This is a genomic window from Acetobacterium sp. MES1, assembly GCF_002237635.1.
Classification (GTDB): Bacteria; Bacillota; Clostridia; order Eubacteriales; family Eubacteriaceae; genus Acetobacterium; species Acetobacterium wieringae.
The window spans coordinates 37,516-54,693 of sequence record NZ_MJUY01000016.1 but is presented as its reverse complement, the minus strand read 5'-3'; the positions used below and the strand labels follow the sequence as shown (position 1 = coordinate 54,693).

The 17,178-nt window shown below is 40.8% G+C and carries 17 protein-coding genes; 4 read left to right on the top strand and 13 right to left on the bottom strand.

What is annotated here, in order from left to right; all coding sequences use genetic code 11:
* From BI182_RS06920 to dnaA, 13 genes are all read right to left on the bottom strand, one after another.
* On the bottom strand, positions 1-897 hold an 897-nt coding region (locus BI182_RS06920; protein ID WP_286806471.1), incomplete at its 3' end, for a LysR family transcriptional regulator.
* A 49-nt stretch (positions 898-946) separates the two neighbouring features.
* Complete coding sequence (locus tag BI182_RS06915; RefSeq protein ID WP_286806469.1) at positions 947-1,927, bottom strand: M14 family metallopeptidase; 981 nt, start codon at positions 1,925-1,927, stop codon at positions 947-949.
* A 132-nt stretch (positions 1,928-2,059) separates the two neighbouring features.
* Entirely contained in the window at positions 2,060-2,818 is a 759-nt protein-coding gene (locus tag BI182_RS06910; RefSeq protein ID WP_286806467.1) for a class I SAM-dependent methyltransferase, read from the bottom strand.
* 231 nt (positions 2,819-3,049) lie between these two features.
* Positions 3,050-4,465, bottom strand: coding sequence for an MATE family efflux transporter (locus BI182_RS06905; protein WP_250934273.1), 1,416 nt, complete (start codon positions 4,463-4,465; stop codon positions 3,050-3,052).
* Between the two features lie 126 nt (positions 4,466-4,591).
* Positions 4,592-4,876 (bottom strand): PTS sugar transporter subunit IIB, encoded by a 285-nt coding sequence (locus tag BI182_RS06900; RefSeq protein ID WP_070370641.1) that lies wholly within the window; start codon positions 4,874-4,876, stop codon positions 4,592-4,594.
* Between the two features lie 27 nt (positions 4,877-4,903).
* Positions 4,904-5,554 carry a ribulose-phosphate 3-epimerase gene (gene rpe, locus BI182_RS06895; protein ID WP_070370642.1) on the bottom strand — a complete coding sequence of 217 codons (651 nt, stop codon included), beginning with the start codon at positions 5,552-5,554 and terminating at the stop codon, positions 4,904-4,906.
* A gap of 55 nt (positions 5,555-5,609) precedes the next feature.
* Positions 5,610-6,062: a PTS sugar transporter subunit IIA gene (locus BI182_RS06890; RefSeq protein ID WP_070370643.1), complete on the bottom strand. Its 453-nt coding sequence runs from the start codon at positions 6,060-6,062 to the stop codon at positions 5,610-5,612.
* Positions 6,063-6,278: 216 nt separating this feature from the next.
* Positions 6,279-8,780, bottom strand: a complete 2,502-nt coding sequence (gene gyrA, locus BI182_RS06885) for a DNA gyrase subunit A (protein ID WP_276553977.1) — start codon at positions 8,778-8,780, stop codon at positions 6,279-6,281.
* A gap of 29 nt (positions 8,781-8,809) precedes the next feature.
* A complete protein-coding gene (gene gyrB / locus BI182_RS06880; protein WP_070370645.1) occupies positions 8,810-10,726 on the bottom strand; it encodes a DNA topoisomerase (ATP-hydrolyzing) subunit B in 1,917 nt (638 codons plus the stop codon).
* Positions 10,727-10,742: 16 nt separating this feature from the next.
* The gene (recF, locus tag BI182_RS06875) at positions 10,743-11,858 is read right to left on the bottom strand and encodes a DNA replication/repair protein RecF (RefSeq protein WP_148637005.1); all 1,116 of its coding nucleotides are present in this window, start codon (positions 11,856-11,858) and stop codon (positions 10,743-10,745) included.
* On the bottom strand, positions 11,840-12,079 hold the full coding sequence (locus tag BI182_RS06870) for an RNA-binding S4 domain-containing protein (RefSeq protein WP_070370647.1): 240 nt from the start codon (positions 12,077-12,079) through the stop codon (positions 11,840-11,842). Before BI182_RS06870 ends, recF begins: the two co-directional genes overlap by 19 nt.
* Positions 12,080-12,300: 221 nt before the next feature.
* A complete protein-coding gene (dnaN, locus tag BI182_RS06865; RefSeq protein WP_070370648.1) occupies positions 12,301-13,413 on the bottom strand; it encodes a DNA polymerase III subunit beta in 1,113 nt (370 codons plus the stop codon).
* Positions 13,414-13,609: 196 nt separating this feature from the next.
* A complete protein-coding gene (gene dnaA, locus BI182_RS06860) occupies positions 13,610-14,965 on the bottom strand; it encodes a chromosomal replication initiator protein DnaA (RefSeq protein WP_148637003.1) in 1,356 nt (451 codons plus the stop codon).
* Positions 14,966-15,428: 463 nt separating this feature from the next.
* Between dnaA and rpmH the strand changes: the two genes are divergently transcribed.
* The 4 genes from rpmH (at position 15,429) to BI182_RS06840 (ending at position 17,173) form a co-directional block, all read left to right on the top strand.
* The gene (gene rpmH, locus BI182_RS06855; RefSeq protein ID WP_041669680.1) at positions 15,429-15,563 is read left to right on the top strand and encodes a 50S ribosomal protein L34; all 135 of its coding nucleotides are present in this window, start codon (positions 15,429-15,431) and stop codon (positions 15,561-15,563) included.
* A gap of 61 nt (positions 15,564-15,624) precedes the next feature.
* Positions 15,625-15,966, top strand: coding sequence for a ribonuclease P protein component (rnpA, locus tag BI182_RS06850; protein ID WP_070370650.1), 342 nt, complete (start codon positions 15,625-15,627; stop codon positions 15,964-15,966).
* Between the two features lies 1 nt (position 15,967).
* Entirely contained in the window at positions 15,968-16,180 is a 213-nt protein-coding gene (gene yidD / locus BI182_RS06845; RefSeq protein WP_070370651.1) for a membrane protein insertion efficiency factor YidD, read from the top strand.
* A gap of 33 nt (positions 16,181-16,213) precedes the next feature.
* A complete protein-coding gene (locus tag BI182_RS06840; protein WP_070370652.1) occupies positions 16,214-17,173 on the top strand; it encodes a YidC/Oxa1 family membrane protein insertase in 960 nt (319 codons plus the stop codon).
* The last annotated feature ends 5 nt before the right edge of the window (positions 17,174-17,178 follow it).

Here is a 17,178-nt window from a genome sequence, read left to right as displayed (position 1 = left end):
ACTGTGCTCTTCCTGCCGCCGACGGATATAGCCAAACATCACCACATTCTCCTTTTCATATAAGGGAATACCATTGATTTCCTTCTCGTCCACATCAGCAGTGATATAACCGCTGCCGATATTAGCCAGATCAGTGGTTTGCAGCAGCTGCATCATAACACAGTCACTGTTGGTCACTACCACACTCTCCAGGGATGGCATATCTTTTCCCTGGGGATTGGTTATTTTCCAGTAATTGTTGAGATCAAACTCGTCTTCATAGCACTGCACCAGCTTGAGCTTCTTCAGTTCTGCTTCACTGATCTCACTGGCCTGATAAAGCGGGTGTTTCTGACCCAGATACAAGACCACCTGGGTTTTTTTGAGCTCCACAAATTCTAAATGATTTCTGGTTAAGATATACTGAAAGGCGGTATTCTGACTGTCCATCACATAGACAAAACCCAGTTCGTCCTGATAACCGGCCACCCGCTTGATAATTTCTGCCACCGAGGCGCTATAAAGCTCAAAATGTAATTGTTTGACGTGAAAGCGATTATAAAAATCGGCAAACACCTTCGCCATCCAGGCGCTGGGATTACTGGCAATCTGCAATTGCTCAATCCGGTCCGTCTGCGAAAAAGAAGCCAGCATTTCAATGTTGTCAATGGCTTTGCAGGCATACTCATAGACGTGTTTGCCCCGGGATGACAACAAAATCCCCCGACTTTTGCGATGAAAGAGGCTAAATCCGAGATGTTCTTCCAGCGCCTTAATGGCCTTACTGACATTGGGTTGGGTCGTATAGAGGATTTCGGCAGCTTTGCTGAAAGATCCCACATCGGCACAAACCACAAAATATTTCAGTTGCTTAAGTTCAATCATATCACACACCTTCTTAAAGCGATTGTCCTTCATTTTAAAACCATCCTTCTGCTAAAATCAATTGTCATCACGTTTAACTTTTTTATTTCTCGTTTGTATTATCCCCGTCATTTTTTATTTTTCCATAGGCAATCATTGCGCTCTTTTTTGGAATTGTCAGCGAACTGACCTGATAAAGAACGATCCCATCATATTTGGCAATGGAAGTCTGCAAAACCTTGCCAAAATAATCCTTGATCATCCCCAGGATCTCGCCTTTTAAAAACGACTGGCCGGCTTTTTTATTGGGGTACCAGCACCCGGTGACTTCGGCCTCTTCATAAACGACATCCACTAGCTCCAACTGTTTGCTTGCAGGCGAGCGCATCGGCTCAGCCAAAACCTTTAGATAGCGCAATACATTTTTAACATCTTCCTGATATTTTTTAATCTCATCTTCAGACCAGCGGGCCTCGCCGCCCCGTTCAATCAGAATACCGGGAATCCCCATCGAACCGGCATAATTATAGGCGCCGCTGGTGGCCAGATAGGATTTAACCCGATAGGGCACTAGTACCGCCGTTGCCATGGCCTCGGACTCACTGACGACCGCCTCTTTGGCTGCACCAACATAATAAACGTAAGGAGTCAGCGACTCATAACCATCCCCGGCATGAAGGTCAATAAAGCGATCGGCTTTTTTAAAAAACATTTCTGTTAAAAAAGCCGCCAGCTTATCGCCGGTTGTGCCGTCCGGATCACCCGGAAAAATCCGGTTAAGATTTTTTCCATCCTCGGCCACCACACTCATCGTCCGGTTTTCAAATCCGCTGATATTGACCGGATGAATGATGATCAGACAGCCAGCTACTGCTTCTGGCGTGATTTCCTGAGCCAGACGAATCGCTGTTTCGATTCCGGTATATTCGGCGTTATGGACTCCGCCGGTAATCAGCACGGTTTTTCCGGCACTTTGGCCATTAATAATGGTCACCGGTAAGTTAAGCGCCGTCTTGGGCACCGCCACATAGCCAGAAACTTTCGTTCCTTTTTTTGCCACCAGATTATTAATTACTACTTCCAAGTGCCTTCCTCCTTTTGTCAAATAAAAAATACTTTATAAACTCATTTTTAGCTTTTTAAAATATCTAATCTAAAAACGAGACCGTAATTCCGTTCTGGGAATTACGGTCTCACCAGTTTATTTTATCATTATTTATTTTTCGGCAAAAATCATAAACATCGGGGTGGACGCATAATTGATCTGTTCTTCCTGATCCCAGACTACCGCACCAATCCCCTGTTCAACCATGACCTTATTAAAACCGGTATTAATCAAAACCGCGGCATCCCACTGGGGCCGCATGGTTCGGCTCAGCGGCAGATTCATGGCAATTTCTTCCATCGCTTTAGTATCGGTCTTGATATAGTGGTCATTAACCCCTGCTTCTTCCGATTTAATCCGATCGTTAAAGTACTCCTCTCTTTTTTCTTTATCATAAAGATGGAGATACCAGTTGGCATCAAAATTCAGGATCCTACCGCCTGGCGCCAGTACCCGATGCCATTCTTTATAGGCTTCGTCGGGACGTTCCAGATTCCAGGTCAGGTTCCGGGTAACAATCAGATCAAAACTGTTATCTGCAAAGCTTAAATGATGAGCATCCATCTGCATAAAATTGATTTGATTCCGGTAATAACCGGCATTTTGTTTAGCCTTATGAAGCATCGCATCGGTGTAATCAACCGCTGTTACATCATAACCGCAGGAGGCCATGGTAATGGCAAAGAAACCCGGGCCGGTGCCAATATCCAAAACTTTAAGCTTACGGCCAATCACGGCTGGCTTATGACGATTGATCAGTTCTTTCCAGACATCCATTTTGTAGCTGTTCAGCTCCACCACATTGACCTCAGAATAACCTTCTGAACGTTTATCCCAATAATTTTCCACTTTTTCAAGAATGTTTTCCATTATTATTCCCCTTTTTTGCCTGATACAATAAAAAAAGCCGTAAAGAAACAAGCCGATCTTCTGATCGAAATGAGTCTTCATGACTTTCTTGTATATACGTGTATTTAATTTAGCCGTATTTTCTCATAATCTTCTTGTTCTGTCAAGGACTATTCTTTTGGGAACTAAGACAAACCTCTTCAAATTTTACAGAATAGTAATTTTAGAAAGAAAAAATTTGTATTTTATGGTTTATTCGAAACCCTCCAGGGCCTTAAGTCTTTTAAATTCACCCATCCAGTCGCCTTTAAAATAATAGATCGCCATTCCCAATGCCGTGGATGCCCAGGTAATCGGATAGGTCATGGCAATCCCGGTAATACTCTGATTGGATGCCATAATCATAAACAGCAGCACGGTCCGTAATACACAGATATTGGTTAAAATAATCACCATCGGCGGCACCGCTTTACCAGCTCCACGAATGGTGCCACCCAACACTTCCAAAATCAGGTAAACAAAATAAAACGGCACCGTCACCGAAATAATCTGAACCCCCAAATCAAGGACCCCCGGATCACTGTTGATGGCACTGAAGGCCTGACGGCCAAAAGCCAGTACCAGGGCGCTCATAAGGGCAGTGACCCCGATCCCCATGGCCAAACAGACCCGGGTGCCTTTTTTAACCCGTTCATATTCACTGGCTCCCAGATTTTGACTGGTAAAGGTTGAAATCGCCTGACCAAAGGCTAGTATTGGCAGGTAGATTAAGAGCTCAACTTTAAAATATGCCGTAAAGGCCGCTATCGCATCAACCCCCAAACTATTGACATGAAATTGGATAAAAACATTGGATACTGTAATAACCAAGGCCTGCAGACCACTGGGAACGCCAATTTTTAAAATATTGCTTAACAACTGGACATCGACCCGGATCTTTTTCCACTCCAGCCGGGATTCCGGCTCCAGACGCATCAGGTAAAGAAGCGCCAACCCGGCGGCCACCGACTGTGAAAACAGGGTCGCCAGAGCAACGCCGACCACACCATTTTTAAAGAGGAAAATAAAAACCGCATCCATCACTACATTAACCAGACCGCCAATCAATTGGATATGCATGGTGGTTTTTGAATCGCCCAAGGCCCGGATAATTCCCGAAGCCATGTTGTAGGTGACCACTGCAATAATGCTGATAAAGTATACCCGGACATAGGAGACCGCCATACCCATGATCTCATCTGGCGTATTAATCATCTTAAGAAAATAGGGTGCCCCGATCAGACCGATCACCATCATGATCAGACCACAGATAAAAGCCAACCCGACGGTGGTATGAATCACCTTTTTTAATTCACGTCTCTTACCACTGCCAAATACATAAGCGGTCACCGCACTGGAACCGACCGACATCCCCGAAAAAAAGCCAACCAGACAGGTGACAAATAAGGTACTGGCACCGACTGCAGCGGCTGCTTCCTTGCCCAGAAAATTTCCCACGTAGATCAGATCAACGGTATTGTAAAGTTGCTGAATAAAGCTGGTTCCCAATAGCGGCAGGGCAAAAAATAGTAACTTCTTCCAAATGACTCCTTTGGTTAAACTATTGTTTTTTATACCTTTACCCTCCTTATTTGCTGATCCATTTAAACTGTTAATAAAAAAAGCCATGAAAGTTAATCACACTTAACCTTCATGGCTTTTTCTATTGATGTTCAGATCAATAAAAATGTTATCCTCTTCGTTTTTAGATCCAACCAGAAATATTATACGTTAAATTATTATCAATTGTCAATTCTATTTTTTTAATATCTCAATCAATTGATCAATGGTACTTTGTAAATTAATTCCCGTTAAAAAAGCCCGGCCATTAATCACTGGAATATCAATGTCCCCTTCTAATTGACAAGTACAGACAATCGCATCCGGATGCAGTTCCTGATACTTTGTAAAGGCATCAACCGCTTTGGCTTGAACGGTTTGACATTCAATCCCATTTTCCTGAGCAATTTGTTCAATTTTTTTGGCAACTACAGTTGATGTTGCCAGGGCCGTTCCACACGCAACTAAAACAAGTTTCATTATACTTCCCTCTTTCAATTTTAGAATTTATCCCTGAATGATTTTTCTAAATTGTCGCATATTCTCTTTCATATCGCCTTTAAATAAACACGATCCAGAAACAATGACATCGGCTCCAGCTGTTACCACTTCTTTTAAGGTATCAAAATTAATCCCGCCGTCAACCTGAAGTTTTATATCTCGTTCACCAATCATTTGGCGACACGCTCTTATTTTTTCGGTACTGGCTGGAAGATAACGTTGTCCGCCAAAACCAGGATAAACACACATAATCAGAATCATCCTGACCTGATCAAGGTAGGGTTCAATCACCTCTAAAGGGGTATCGGGCGACACCACCAGGCCCGGTTTGATACCCTTATTGACAATGGCGTCAATACACGCCTGAATCTCTCCATCCGATTCCACGTGAACCGTAATGATATCTGCTCCTGCATCAGCAAAACGGTCAATATACTTAAGCGGTTCGCTAATCATCAAATGGACATCAAAAGGAATATCTACCGTTTTTCGCAGCTGCGCCACCTGATCCGGCCCAATGGTAATATTGGGAACAAAGTGACCATCCATAATATCCACATGGAGATAGTCGGCGCCACTCTTCTCAACTTCTTTAAGATCCCGTTCCAGATTGGCAAAATCTGCACTGAGCATCGATGGTGCTATTTTTATATTCATTTAGTTTCTCTTTCTCTGTTTGGTTATTTTCACAATAAATCATCACACAACATTTTTATAAAAATGTATTAATTAAATTGTAGATATCCCGTGGTTCTTTGGCATCCCTGATTTTTTTGAGCATTTTTTCATTTTGAATGATGGTAATAATTGTCTGTAATATACGCAGTTGTTTTTCAGGATTACTGATGGCCAGTAAAAAAACAATCTGAACCGGGATGCTTTCTTTCGGGTTACCCATACCTGCAAAAACAATGGTGTTTTTAAGCGTTAAGATTGAAATACTTTCTTTTAATACATATTTCGCTTCAGTATGAGGCAACGCCACGCCGATTTTTGTTGGTAATCCCGTTGGAAAAATCCGTTCTCTTTCGATTGCGGCATCAATAAATTCCTCCGTAATACAGCCCTTTTCCAAGAGTGGTTTGGCTGCTAAGGCAATGGCATCAAATTGATCCTTAACCAGACAACTGACCTGAATGCGATCGACTTGGATTAATGAGCCCATTATTCTTTTTCAACTGGCACGGTCTTTTTTTCTTTATTCAAAATGGTTTTCACCGTAGTTCTCTCCTTTTTTTGATCTATTTTATCATGCCATCCACGTTTTGTCACTTTTTTCGATCCATTAACACTGGACAACGTTTGCAATTTTTTAACCTCAAATTCATAAAAAACACACCCTGTTTACTTAAATTAATATCAAAACAGGGTGTTGAGTAATTTATTCTTTTTCAGTTGAATTGACAAGTGTCATCTGGTTTTCTCCATTTTCTCCATCTTCTTCAAGATCATCAACCGGATCTTCTTTGTAGACTTTGGAAATCGTCGCAATGGATTCATCCGGACTTAATTTCATCAGACGAACGCCCTGGGTATTACGGCCCACGGCACTGATATCATTACCTTCCAGTTTGATCACAACGCCCTGATTATTAATCATCATAATCTCGCCATCCCGACTGATCACGCAAAAGCCCACCAGTTCCCCGGTTTTTTTGGTGACCTTGTAGGTTTGAACGCCTTTGCCGCCCCGTTTCTGAGGACGATACAGATCCGATGCACTCAGCTTGCCATAGCCGTTTTCGCTGACACAAAGAACAAAGAGTTCTTCTTTGACAATATCCATACCAACCACCACGTCATCTTCCCGAAGCTCAATCCCCCGAACCCCAATGGAGGTTCGACTAATTGGTCGCACTTCTTCGGAATTAAAGCGGATCGCATAGCCACATTGGGTTCCCATGACGATTTCTTCGTCCTGTTCAACCAGACGCACATTAATCAGCTCATCCCCTTCGCGCAGGTTAATGGCAATGATCCCATTTTTACGGGAGGTGTCATATTCGGTCAGATCGGTTTTCTTAATAATCCCCTGTTTGGTGGCCATAATCAGATATTTATCAGCGGTAAACTCTTTAACCGGAATCATCGTCGCAATCTGTTCACCTTCCTCTAATGGCAGCAGGTTGACAATGGCGGTGCCTCGGGCGGTTCGTCCGCCTTCAGGAATTTCGAAGGCTTTTAAGCGATAGACCTTACCCAGGTTGGTAAAGAACATCAGATAATGATGGGTGGTGGTCGTAAAGAGATGTTCGACAAAATCATTTTCCCGGGTGCTCAGCGCCGTGATCCCTTTACCACCTCGTTTTTGTGACCGGTAATTGTCAGCCGTAATGCGCTTCACATAACCGATATGGGTCATGGTGATGACCACTTCTTCTTCTTTGATTAAATCTTCGATTTCAAAATCTTCGACGTCAATATCAAAGGATGTGCGTCGTTTGTCGCCATATTTTTCTTTGATTTCAATCAGTTCTTCTTTGATAATATTAAGAACCAGTTGACCATCGGCCAAAATGGCTTTTAATTTGGCAATGGTTAACATGATTTCTTTATATTCTTCTTCAATTTTTTCCCGTTCCAGACCGGTTAAACGCTGGAGACGCATGTCCAGAATCGCCTGAGCCTGAATTTCCGAAAGCTTAAATCGCTCAATCAATTGCTCTTTGGCAGCCTTGCCATCGGCAGCGGCTCGGATTAATTTAATCACCTCGTCAATATGATCGAGCGCAATTTTTAAACCTTCTAAAATATGAGCTCGGGCTTCGGCTTTTTTAAGTTCAAAAATCGTTCGTCTGGTGATGATTTCTTTCTGATGCTCAATATAGTGAAAGAGGATCTCTTTTAGATTCAGCACCTTCGGCTCATTATTGACCAACGCCAGCATAATCACCCCAAAGGTTTCCTGGAGTTGGGTATGTTTATATAATTGATTTAAAATGATCGTTTCGTTGGCATCCCGTTTTAAATCAATGATGATCGACATCCCTTTTTTAAGATCAGACTCATCTCTTAAATCGGAAATCCCTTCAATTTTTTTCTCTTTAACCAACTCGGCAATTTTTTCAACCAGCTTGGATTTATTGACCATATAAGGAATTTCGGTAATGATAATCTGTTTCTTACCTTTTTTAGTGGTAACAACGTCGACCTTGCCACGTACTTTGATTCGGCCGCGACCGGTGCGATAAGCGCTTTTAATCCCAGATTTTCCAAGGACAATTCCGGCAGTGGGAAAATCGGGCCCTTTGACATATTTCATCAGCTCATCAATACTAATATCCGGGTCATCAATAAAGGCCACGGTACCATCGATGATTTCACCCAGATTATGGGGCGGAATATTGGTGGCCATCCCGACGGCAATCCCGGAGGAACCATTAACCAGCAAATTTGGAAACTTTGAGGGTAAAACCATCGGTTCTTTTTCTGATTCATCAAAGTTAGGACCAAAATCCACCGTTTCTTTGTTGATATCCCGCAGCATTTCCACCGTAATTTTGCCCATTTTGGCTTCAGTATAACGCATTGCTGCCGGGCTGTCACCATCCACTGAACCAAAGTTTCCCTGACCATTGACCAGCAAATAACGGGTCGACCAATCCTGGGCCATCCGCACCATCGCATCATAAACCGATGAATCACCATGGGGGTGATACTTACCTAAAACATCCCCGACAATACGGGCTGATTTTCGAAAGGGTTTGTCCGGCGTCAGACCCAGCTCACTCATGGCAAAGATAATCCGGCGATGCACTGGTTTTAAGCCATCCCGAACATCCGGTAAGGCTCGACCTATGATGACACTCATGGCGTAGTCAATATAGGAAGTTTTCATTTCTTCTTCAATATTAATCGATTTTACCCGATCAAATTCAATTATTTCTTGCATTTAACAGTACTCCTTCTTGACTAGATGTCCAAATTCTTGACTTTTTTTGCATTCCGTTCGATAAACTCTTTACGGGGCTGAACTTTATCGCCCATTAAAATGGTAAAAATTTCATCAGCATAGGAGGCTTCCTCAATATTAACCTGAAGCAGGGTTCGAACGCTGGGATCCATGGTGGTTTCCCATAGCTGATGGGCATCCATTTCTCCAAGACCTTTGTAGCGTTGCAGACCGATCCGGGAACGATCTTCCACGCCTTCCAGTTTCTTCTCCAGATCCCGATCCGTATAGGCATAATCAACCTGTTTCCCCCGGGTAATCTTATAAAGTGGTGGTTGGGCAATATAGACATAGCCGGCTTCGATCAGACCAGGCATGTAGCGATAAAAGAAGGTTAACAGCAGGGTTCGGATGTGGGCCCCATCCACATCAGCATCGGTCATGATGATGATTTTATGATAACGGGCCTTTTCGACATTAAATTCATCGCCCACCCCGGTGCCAAAGGCAATGATCATCGATTTTAAGGAATCCGTCGTTAAAATCCGATCCAATCGGGCTTTTTCCACATTCAGGATCTTTCCCCGCAGCGGCAGAATCGCCTGAGTTTTAGAGTCCCGGCCAGATTTAGCCGAACCACCGGCCGAGTCCCCTTCGACAATATAAATTTCTGAAAGGGCCGGATCTTTTTCCCGGCAATCAGCCAGTTTCCCAGGTAGGGCTGTGGAATCCAAAGCACTTTTTCGCCGGGTGAATTCCCGGGCTTTTTTAGCGGCTTCCCGGGCTCGGGCGGCCGATAGCGTTTTTTCAATGATGCTTTTGGCAATTCCGGGGTTTTCTTCCATCAGGGCTGATAACTGATCGCCAACAATGGTTTCAACAATTCCCTTCACTTCGGTATTCCCCAATTTTGATTTGGTCTGACCCTCAAATTGCGGATCCAGTAGCTTGATGCTGACAATCGCCGTTAAGCCTTCTCTGGCATCTTCACCGGTGAGATTTTTGTCATTCCCTTTTAAAAAGCCATTTTTACGGGCATAGGTATTGACGGTCCGGGTCAGGGCACTTTTAAAGCCATTGAGATGGGTGCCGCCTTCTGGGGTATTAATATTATTGGCATAGGAAAAAATATTTTCCGAGTAACCGGTGGTATATTGAAAGGCTATTTCCAGGGCATAATCGTCCTGCTCTTTTTCAAAATAGGTGATCTTATCATACAGCGGATCTTTATTGCGATTCATATATTCGACATAGGAATATATCCCGCCGGTATAACAATAATTTTCTTTCCGTTTGGGTGACTCTTTTTCATTGATTAAAGTGATCGATACCCCTTTATTAAGAAATGCCAGCTCTCTTAAACGATGCTCCAGAATATCAAAGTCATAGACGGTTTCATCAAAGATATCCTTATCCGGTTTAAAATAAACGGTGGTTCCAGTGCGATTGGTGGTTCCAGTCACGGTCAGGTCACAAGTTGGTTTCCCTTTTTCATAGCTTTGAAAAAAGATCTGACCTTTTTGTTTGACTTCAATGGTCAGTTTTTCCGATAGCGCATTAACGACCGAGACCCCGACCCCATGCAGACCGCCGGATACCTTATAGCCGCCACCGCCAAATTTTCCGCCGGCATGAAGAACCGTTAAGGCCAGCTCGACCCCCGTTTTACCCTGGGCATGGTTCATCCCGGTGGGAATCCCCCGACCATCATCAACAACGGTGATGGAATCATCCGGATGGATGGTGACACTGATATTTTTACAATAACCGGCCAGGGCTTCGTCAATACTGTTATCGACCACCTCATAGACTAAATGGTGTAAGCCCCGGGATCCGGTACTGCCGATATACATCCCCGGTCTTTTCTGAACAGCTTCCAAGCCTTCGAGGACCTGGATCTGATCAGCGGTATAGTTATCTGCTTTGTTTTCTGGCATGTTTTCCTCCTGATTTTTATGGTTTATTAATTTTTCTTACTTGGCCCTTTACAATCTCGATGATGTGTTGATTTTCTGGTCGAACATCACCTTCATTGACAATATCTTCGGTACAGGTGATAAAGGCCTGGGTTTTATTTAAAAGTGAGAGAATGCTTTTGCGACGATGTTCATCCAATTCTGAAAAGATATCATCCAAAAGGATCACCGGATATTCCCCGGTATTGTCATAGTATATCTCAATTTGAGATAGCTTAAGGGAAATGGCGGCAGAACGCTGCTGGCCCTGCGATCCAAAGCGTCTGGCATCTTTACCATTAATTTGAATCAGCATGTCATCCACATGGGGTCCAAAAATCGTAGCCCCCCGTGAAATTTCTTCTTCCCGGCTGGCTGCTAATTTTTTTTTATAAAGGTTTTTTATTTCAGACAGTTCTTCCAGAGAATCAATAATATTATTCAGATAGGATAATGAAAGCGTTTCTTTTCCATGACTGAGTACTTGATGAAGATTATTTGCTTCCCGATTGAGCCGATGAAGATAGCGAATCCGATGATTCATTAACCTGACTCCAGTTTGCATCAGTTGTTCATCCCAAACATCGAGGGTGGTAATCAAACTGGGCTGATAATGAATATTTTTTAACAGGGAATTTCGCTGATTCAGTATTTTTTCATAATCTCTTAAAATATAATGATATTCTGGCCGGAAACCGGATATTTCCTGATTAAGAAACCGCCGTCTTTTGTCCGGTCCTTCTTTGACAATTTTTAAATCATCCGGTTCAAAAAGAATGGTATTAAAAATCCCATTGATCTTATCTCTTTTCTTGATCTTGCCATCCAGTAAAAATTGTCGTTTTCCCTGGTGACTCTTAGCAGAAAGGGTATGTTTGACCTCTTTGCTGACAACCCGGGCATTCATAAAAAAATCATCATGATCCCATTGGGCAAGTTCTGCCACATTTGAAGCACGATGACTGTAACCCCGGGATAAAAAAAACATAGCTTCAATAAGATTTGTTTTTCCCTGGGCATTTTCGCCCATAATAATATTGATTCCTCGCTTCGGAATAATTAATTCATTTTCATAATTACGATAATGAATCAGTTTTAATTCTTCGATAAACATGGTTTTCCGATCCCTTTTACCTGCAGGGTATCATAATCTTTTATTTCGACCAGATCACCATCTCTGATCTTTTTATTTCTCTGGGTACACAACTCCCCATTCACCCGAATCAAGCCGTCTAAAATCATCAATTTGACATCACTGCCATTACCGACAATGCCAGCATATTTGATCAGTTGATCAATTTTTATGAACTCCGTGTTAATTTCAATTATTTGCATATTTTTCCCCGCCCATTACATTTTTGACAAAAATGAAAGAGCATTACACGAATCCCCTTTATTTATACCAAAATTGATTAAATTTTTATATGTTTATCTATGAACCAAGCTATTATAACATAAAAATAAAAAATAGTCTAAAAATTCAATGAATCATTTACATAATTCTGATTTTTTAAACTACTTTTAATACTACTATTTATTTTTATCTTATTGATAATTTAATTCTCTTCTGCAATCCGAACCGGAAGAATCAAATAAATAAAGTCATTCCCTGTCATCGGCAGTAAAACCCCCGGACCAACCGAAGTGGTCATATCAATCATCAGTTCTTCACCTTCAATCACCCGCAAAGCTTCAATGAGAAATTTGGAGTTAAAGGCAATTTTTAAAGATTCACCCCGATTTTCGATGGGAATCACTTCAAACACATCCCCGATTTCCGCATTAGAGGTTAAAATCAGCTGGTCTTGATTAAAATCCATTTTGATTAAGTTGTTTTTACCTTCCCGAGCGAGTAGCGCTGCCCGTTCACTGCTTTCGAGTAATAATCGGCGATTGACTTTAACTTGAGTCGTTTTTTCGCCAGGTATAATTTGCTTGTAATTAATAAAGTCCCCTTCCAGCAGTCGGGAGGTAAATTGAGTATTGTCCATTTCAAAAAATATCTGATTTTTTGAAAATTTAACGACCACATCGCCACTATAATTGACCAGAACCTTATTGATTTCAGAAAGCGATTTAGACGGGATAATGACACTAAGGTCTTCTGCCACCGGATTTTTTATTTTCCCGGCTCTGAGTGCCAGACGATAGCCATCAAGCGCAATCAAATGAATGTCATCATCATGCAGTTCTATTTTTACACCGGTTAAAACCGGAATATTCTCATTGGTAGCCACCGAAAATAAGGTACCTTTGATCAGTTCTTTTAAAACACTTGCTTCGATGGTAAAAATATGATCATCGATCACTTCGGGGAATTCCGGGAATTCTTCATCTGACAATCCTTTAAGGGTAAAGTTTGATAACAGGCATTCTATTTTTATCTGATGGTGCTCATCACTTTCAAAGAAAATATCAGAACCGGACATTTTACGAATCAATTCACTAATGATGTTGGCAGTTAAAACAATTTCACCGCTTCTTTCTACTTCAGCTGGAATCGTAACTTCAACACCAATTTCCATATCGGTACTTCTTAATAATAATTTATTATCAGAGGCACTAAAAAGAATTCCCTCCAATATTTTCATGGTTGTTTTTGATGAAACTGCCTTTTGAGCAATGGATATCGCAGCTATTAAACTTTCTTTTGAACAATTGAATTTCATAAATAATCCCTCCTATTTTTTTAAAAAACCCCTTTTATATATTAATAATATTAAATAAAATAATAGTATTAGTAGTAGGGGGTGTGGATTTTGTTAATAACTCGGCAAATCGGTTGATCGTACAAAAAATCAGCAAAAATAACAGGGGATAACTTGTGGATAACCTCGTTATTGATCCGACAGAGCCTGTGGGTTGTTAATTACCATTTATTTCCCGTTCAATTCGCAGAATCAGGTTTTTAAAATCGGTATTGGTATCCATTTCTTCGGCGATTTTCTGACAGGCATGAATCACCGTGGAATGATCACGTCCGCCGAATTCTTCGCCAATTCGCGGGAGTGAAAGATCGGTAATTTCCCGGGTAATGTACATGGCAACCTGACGGGGCAATGCAATCGAGCGGGTTCTTTTTTTAGAATTCATGTCTTCAACTGTAATATTAAAGTATTTAGCGGTGACCTCTTTAATGTACTCACCAGTGATGACAATGTCTTCTTTTTTTCTAAAGATATCTTTGAGGGCATTTTTGGCTGATTCTAAATTAATCGGCACCTTATGCAGTTTTGAATAAGCAAAGACGGTTGTTAACGCGCCTTCAAGCTCCCGGATATTGGAATGGATGCTGTCGGCAATAAAACTTAAGACCTCATTGGGGATCTCATCATTAAAGGATTCAGCTTTTTTTCGGATGATCGCAATCCGGGTTTCAAAGTTAGGGGCATAAATATCTGTTATCAGACCGCTTTCAAAACGGGAACGAAGTCGTTCTTCAAGGGTTGGTATTTCCTTTGGTGGTCGGTCACTGCTGATGACAATCTGTTTATTTTCCTGATGCAGAGTATTAAAGGTATGGAAAAATTCTTCCTGGGTTCCTTCTTTTTTGGCTAAAAACTGGATATCATCAATTAACAAAATATCGGCGCTGCGGTATTTGTTGCGAAAAGAGATATTGGTTTTATTCTGAATCGCATCGATAAAGTCGTTGGTAAATTTTTCACAGGATACATAAACAACCTTTTTATGGGGTGCATAGGATAAGATGTAATGTCCGATCGCCTGCATCAGGTGGGTTTTTCCTAAACCAACACCACCATAAATAAAGAGTGGATTATAACGTTCAGAAGGTGCTTCGGATACGGCCACACAGGCGGCATGAGCAAAACGGTTATTTTCGCCAATAACAAAACTGTCGAAGGTATATTTCGGATTCATCGAGTTATTCTGGTAATTGGATATTTTATCTTCAACAGTGGTGATGGATATCTGGGAGGAAGCATTGTTTTGCGGAATCATCGCATCTTCTTCTTTTAAAACGATTTTAACCTGACCGGTTTTTCCGGTAACTTCAGCCAGGGCATTGGTGATCAAGGGAATATGCCGACTCTCCAGAATTCCTTTTTCGAATTCATTTTCCGATAAAAAATAATAGGTGTTATTGACATAGTTTATGGGCTTTATTTTTAAGAACCAGGTGTTAAAACTGGTTGGACTAATATCCGGTTTGATAATTTCCAGGGCGGCATCCCATATTTTTTTAAAGGAAGTGTCCATTAAATGAACCTCCAATTTCTAATAAATTTAAGTCGTGTCATTGTGGATAAAATTTTAAATTATGCACAGAGAATTCATTTTAATGTGAATAGCCAAATAAATCAAGCAAAATCTACGAAAAATTGTTGATAACTTAAAAAAATTATCCCAACAAGAAAAGACGAAAAGAAAGGGATAAATAAAAAATACTGACAAGTTATCCCCAAATAATCCACACAATCCTGGAATTTGTGGATTATTTGGATAAAATTCAAAAACTTATCCACATTTCCGTTGATAAACCTAGTATAACAAATTGTTATGTGGCATTCAATATAATTAAAATAAACATAATACTTGCGAAAACGCTTTAGATTTGATAATATAACTTGACATAAAATAAGCGAGATTATATAATTCTAGGGTAAAAGTCTTATTAGCTTATAAACAAATGAATATAAAGTATTAGTCAGGGGGTGTCGAAGTGAAAAGAACTTATCAACCAAAAGTTAGACAACGTAAGAAAGAACATGGTTTCAGAAAAAGAATGTCTGCAAAAAGCGGTCGACTTATTTTGAAGAAGAGAAGACAAAAAGGAAGAGAAAAATTATCAGCATAATCCTTTATAGACCGTTTTTCAAAAGCGGTCTTTTGTTTAATAAAAATTAAGGAGAATTCCTTTGGTAAAAATAAAATCCCTAAGTAAGGAAAATGAATTCAAACGTGTTTTTAAAGTTGGGGATGTATTCGGAAACAAAGTTTTTGTGATCTATTATCTAAAGAATGAAGAGAATTTTAATCGTTTGGGGATAATCGTCAGTAAAAAAGTTTCTAAAAAAGCTGTGATTAGAAATAAGGTAAAAAGACGAATAAAAGAGGCATATCGTCTTAATGAAGATTCTTTTTCAAAAGGTTATGATATTATTCTGATTGCTAAGGAATCCATTAAAGAAGTGCCGTATAGTAGTTTGGAAAAATCGTTAAACCATTTGTTTTATAAGAAGAATCTCATGAGGCCATAGAATGTTCAAGAAATTCCTGGTTTTAATTATTAGAGGTTATCAGAAATTTATTTCACCTCTTTTAGGAAATAATTGTCGTTTCAGTCCCACGTGTTCAGAGTATTTTATTTTGGCTGTTGAAAAATACGGTGTCATAAAAGGAAGCTATATAGGTGGGAAACGCATTCTCAGATGCCATCCTTTTAATCCCGGGGGATATGATCCCCTTCCTTAGAATGTTAGGGAGAAAAACTTAAGGAGTTAATGAATGGAGTTTTTATACCAGATCTTTGGTTGGATGTTATTCCAGATTTATGGAATTGTTCATAATTATGGATTATCAATCATTATTTTTACAATATTTATGAAGGTATTGTTATTACCGCTAAATATTAAACAAACGAAATCCATGAAGGATATGCAACGCCTTCAGCCGGAATTACAAAAGCTTAACAAGAAGTACAAGAATAACAAAGAAAAATTAAATGAAGAGACGCTAAAACTCTACAAAACCTTTAAGGTTAATCCTGCCGGGGGCTGTCTGCCGATTTTATTACAATTTCCCATCCTGATCGGGCTTTATCAGACCCTGCTTCATCCCGAAACCTGGGTCTTCGTTAACGGAACCATCAGTGAAGTGGATATGTCTTTTTTATGGATGGATAGTTTAAGTGTACCGGACCCGATTTATGTATTGCCAATCTTAGCTGCTTTATTTACCTTTATCACTCAGAAATTTACCATGGCAGCACAACCGGCAACGAATCCGGATGATCCCAATGCCAAAACTCAGAAAATTATGCTTTATGCCATGCCAATTATGATTGGTTATATTTCTATTTCCATGCCAGCAGGGGTAGCACTTTACTGGGTCGTACAGAATATCTTTACCTTTGTACAACAATTTATTATGATGCGAATTCCGGAACCAGATTATACTATTGAAGAAGCGGAACGCCGGGTTCGTGAAGCGGAGGAAGAGCGTAAAGCGGAATTAGCGGCCAGACGAGCGGCGGCTAACCCCAATGCCCCTAAAAGCAGTAAAAAAGATCAGACTGATGGACCCAAAAAACCACTAACCCGACCAGCTTCTCAGAAGAAAATTCAAAGTTCAAAAAACAATCAGTCTGCGGAGCAGCGAAAAAAACCATCAGTCGAAATTCCCGAGCGCGATGCAGCCCAGGAAGAAGCCTATCAAAAAGCCAAGGAACGTTATGATAACAAGTAAAAAAT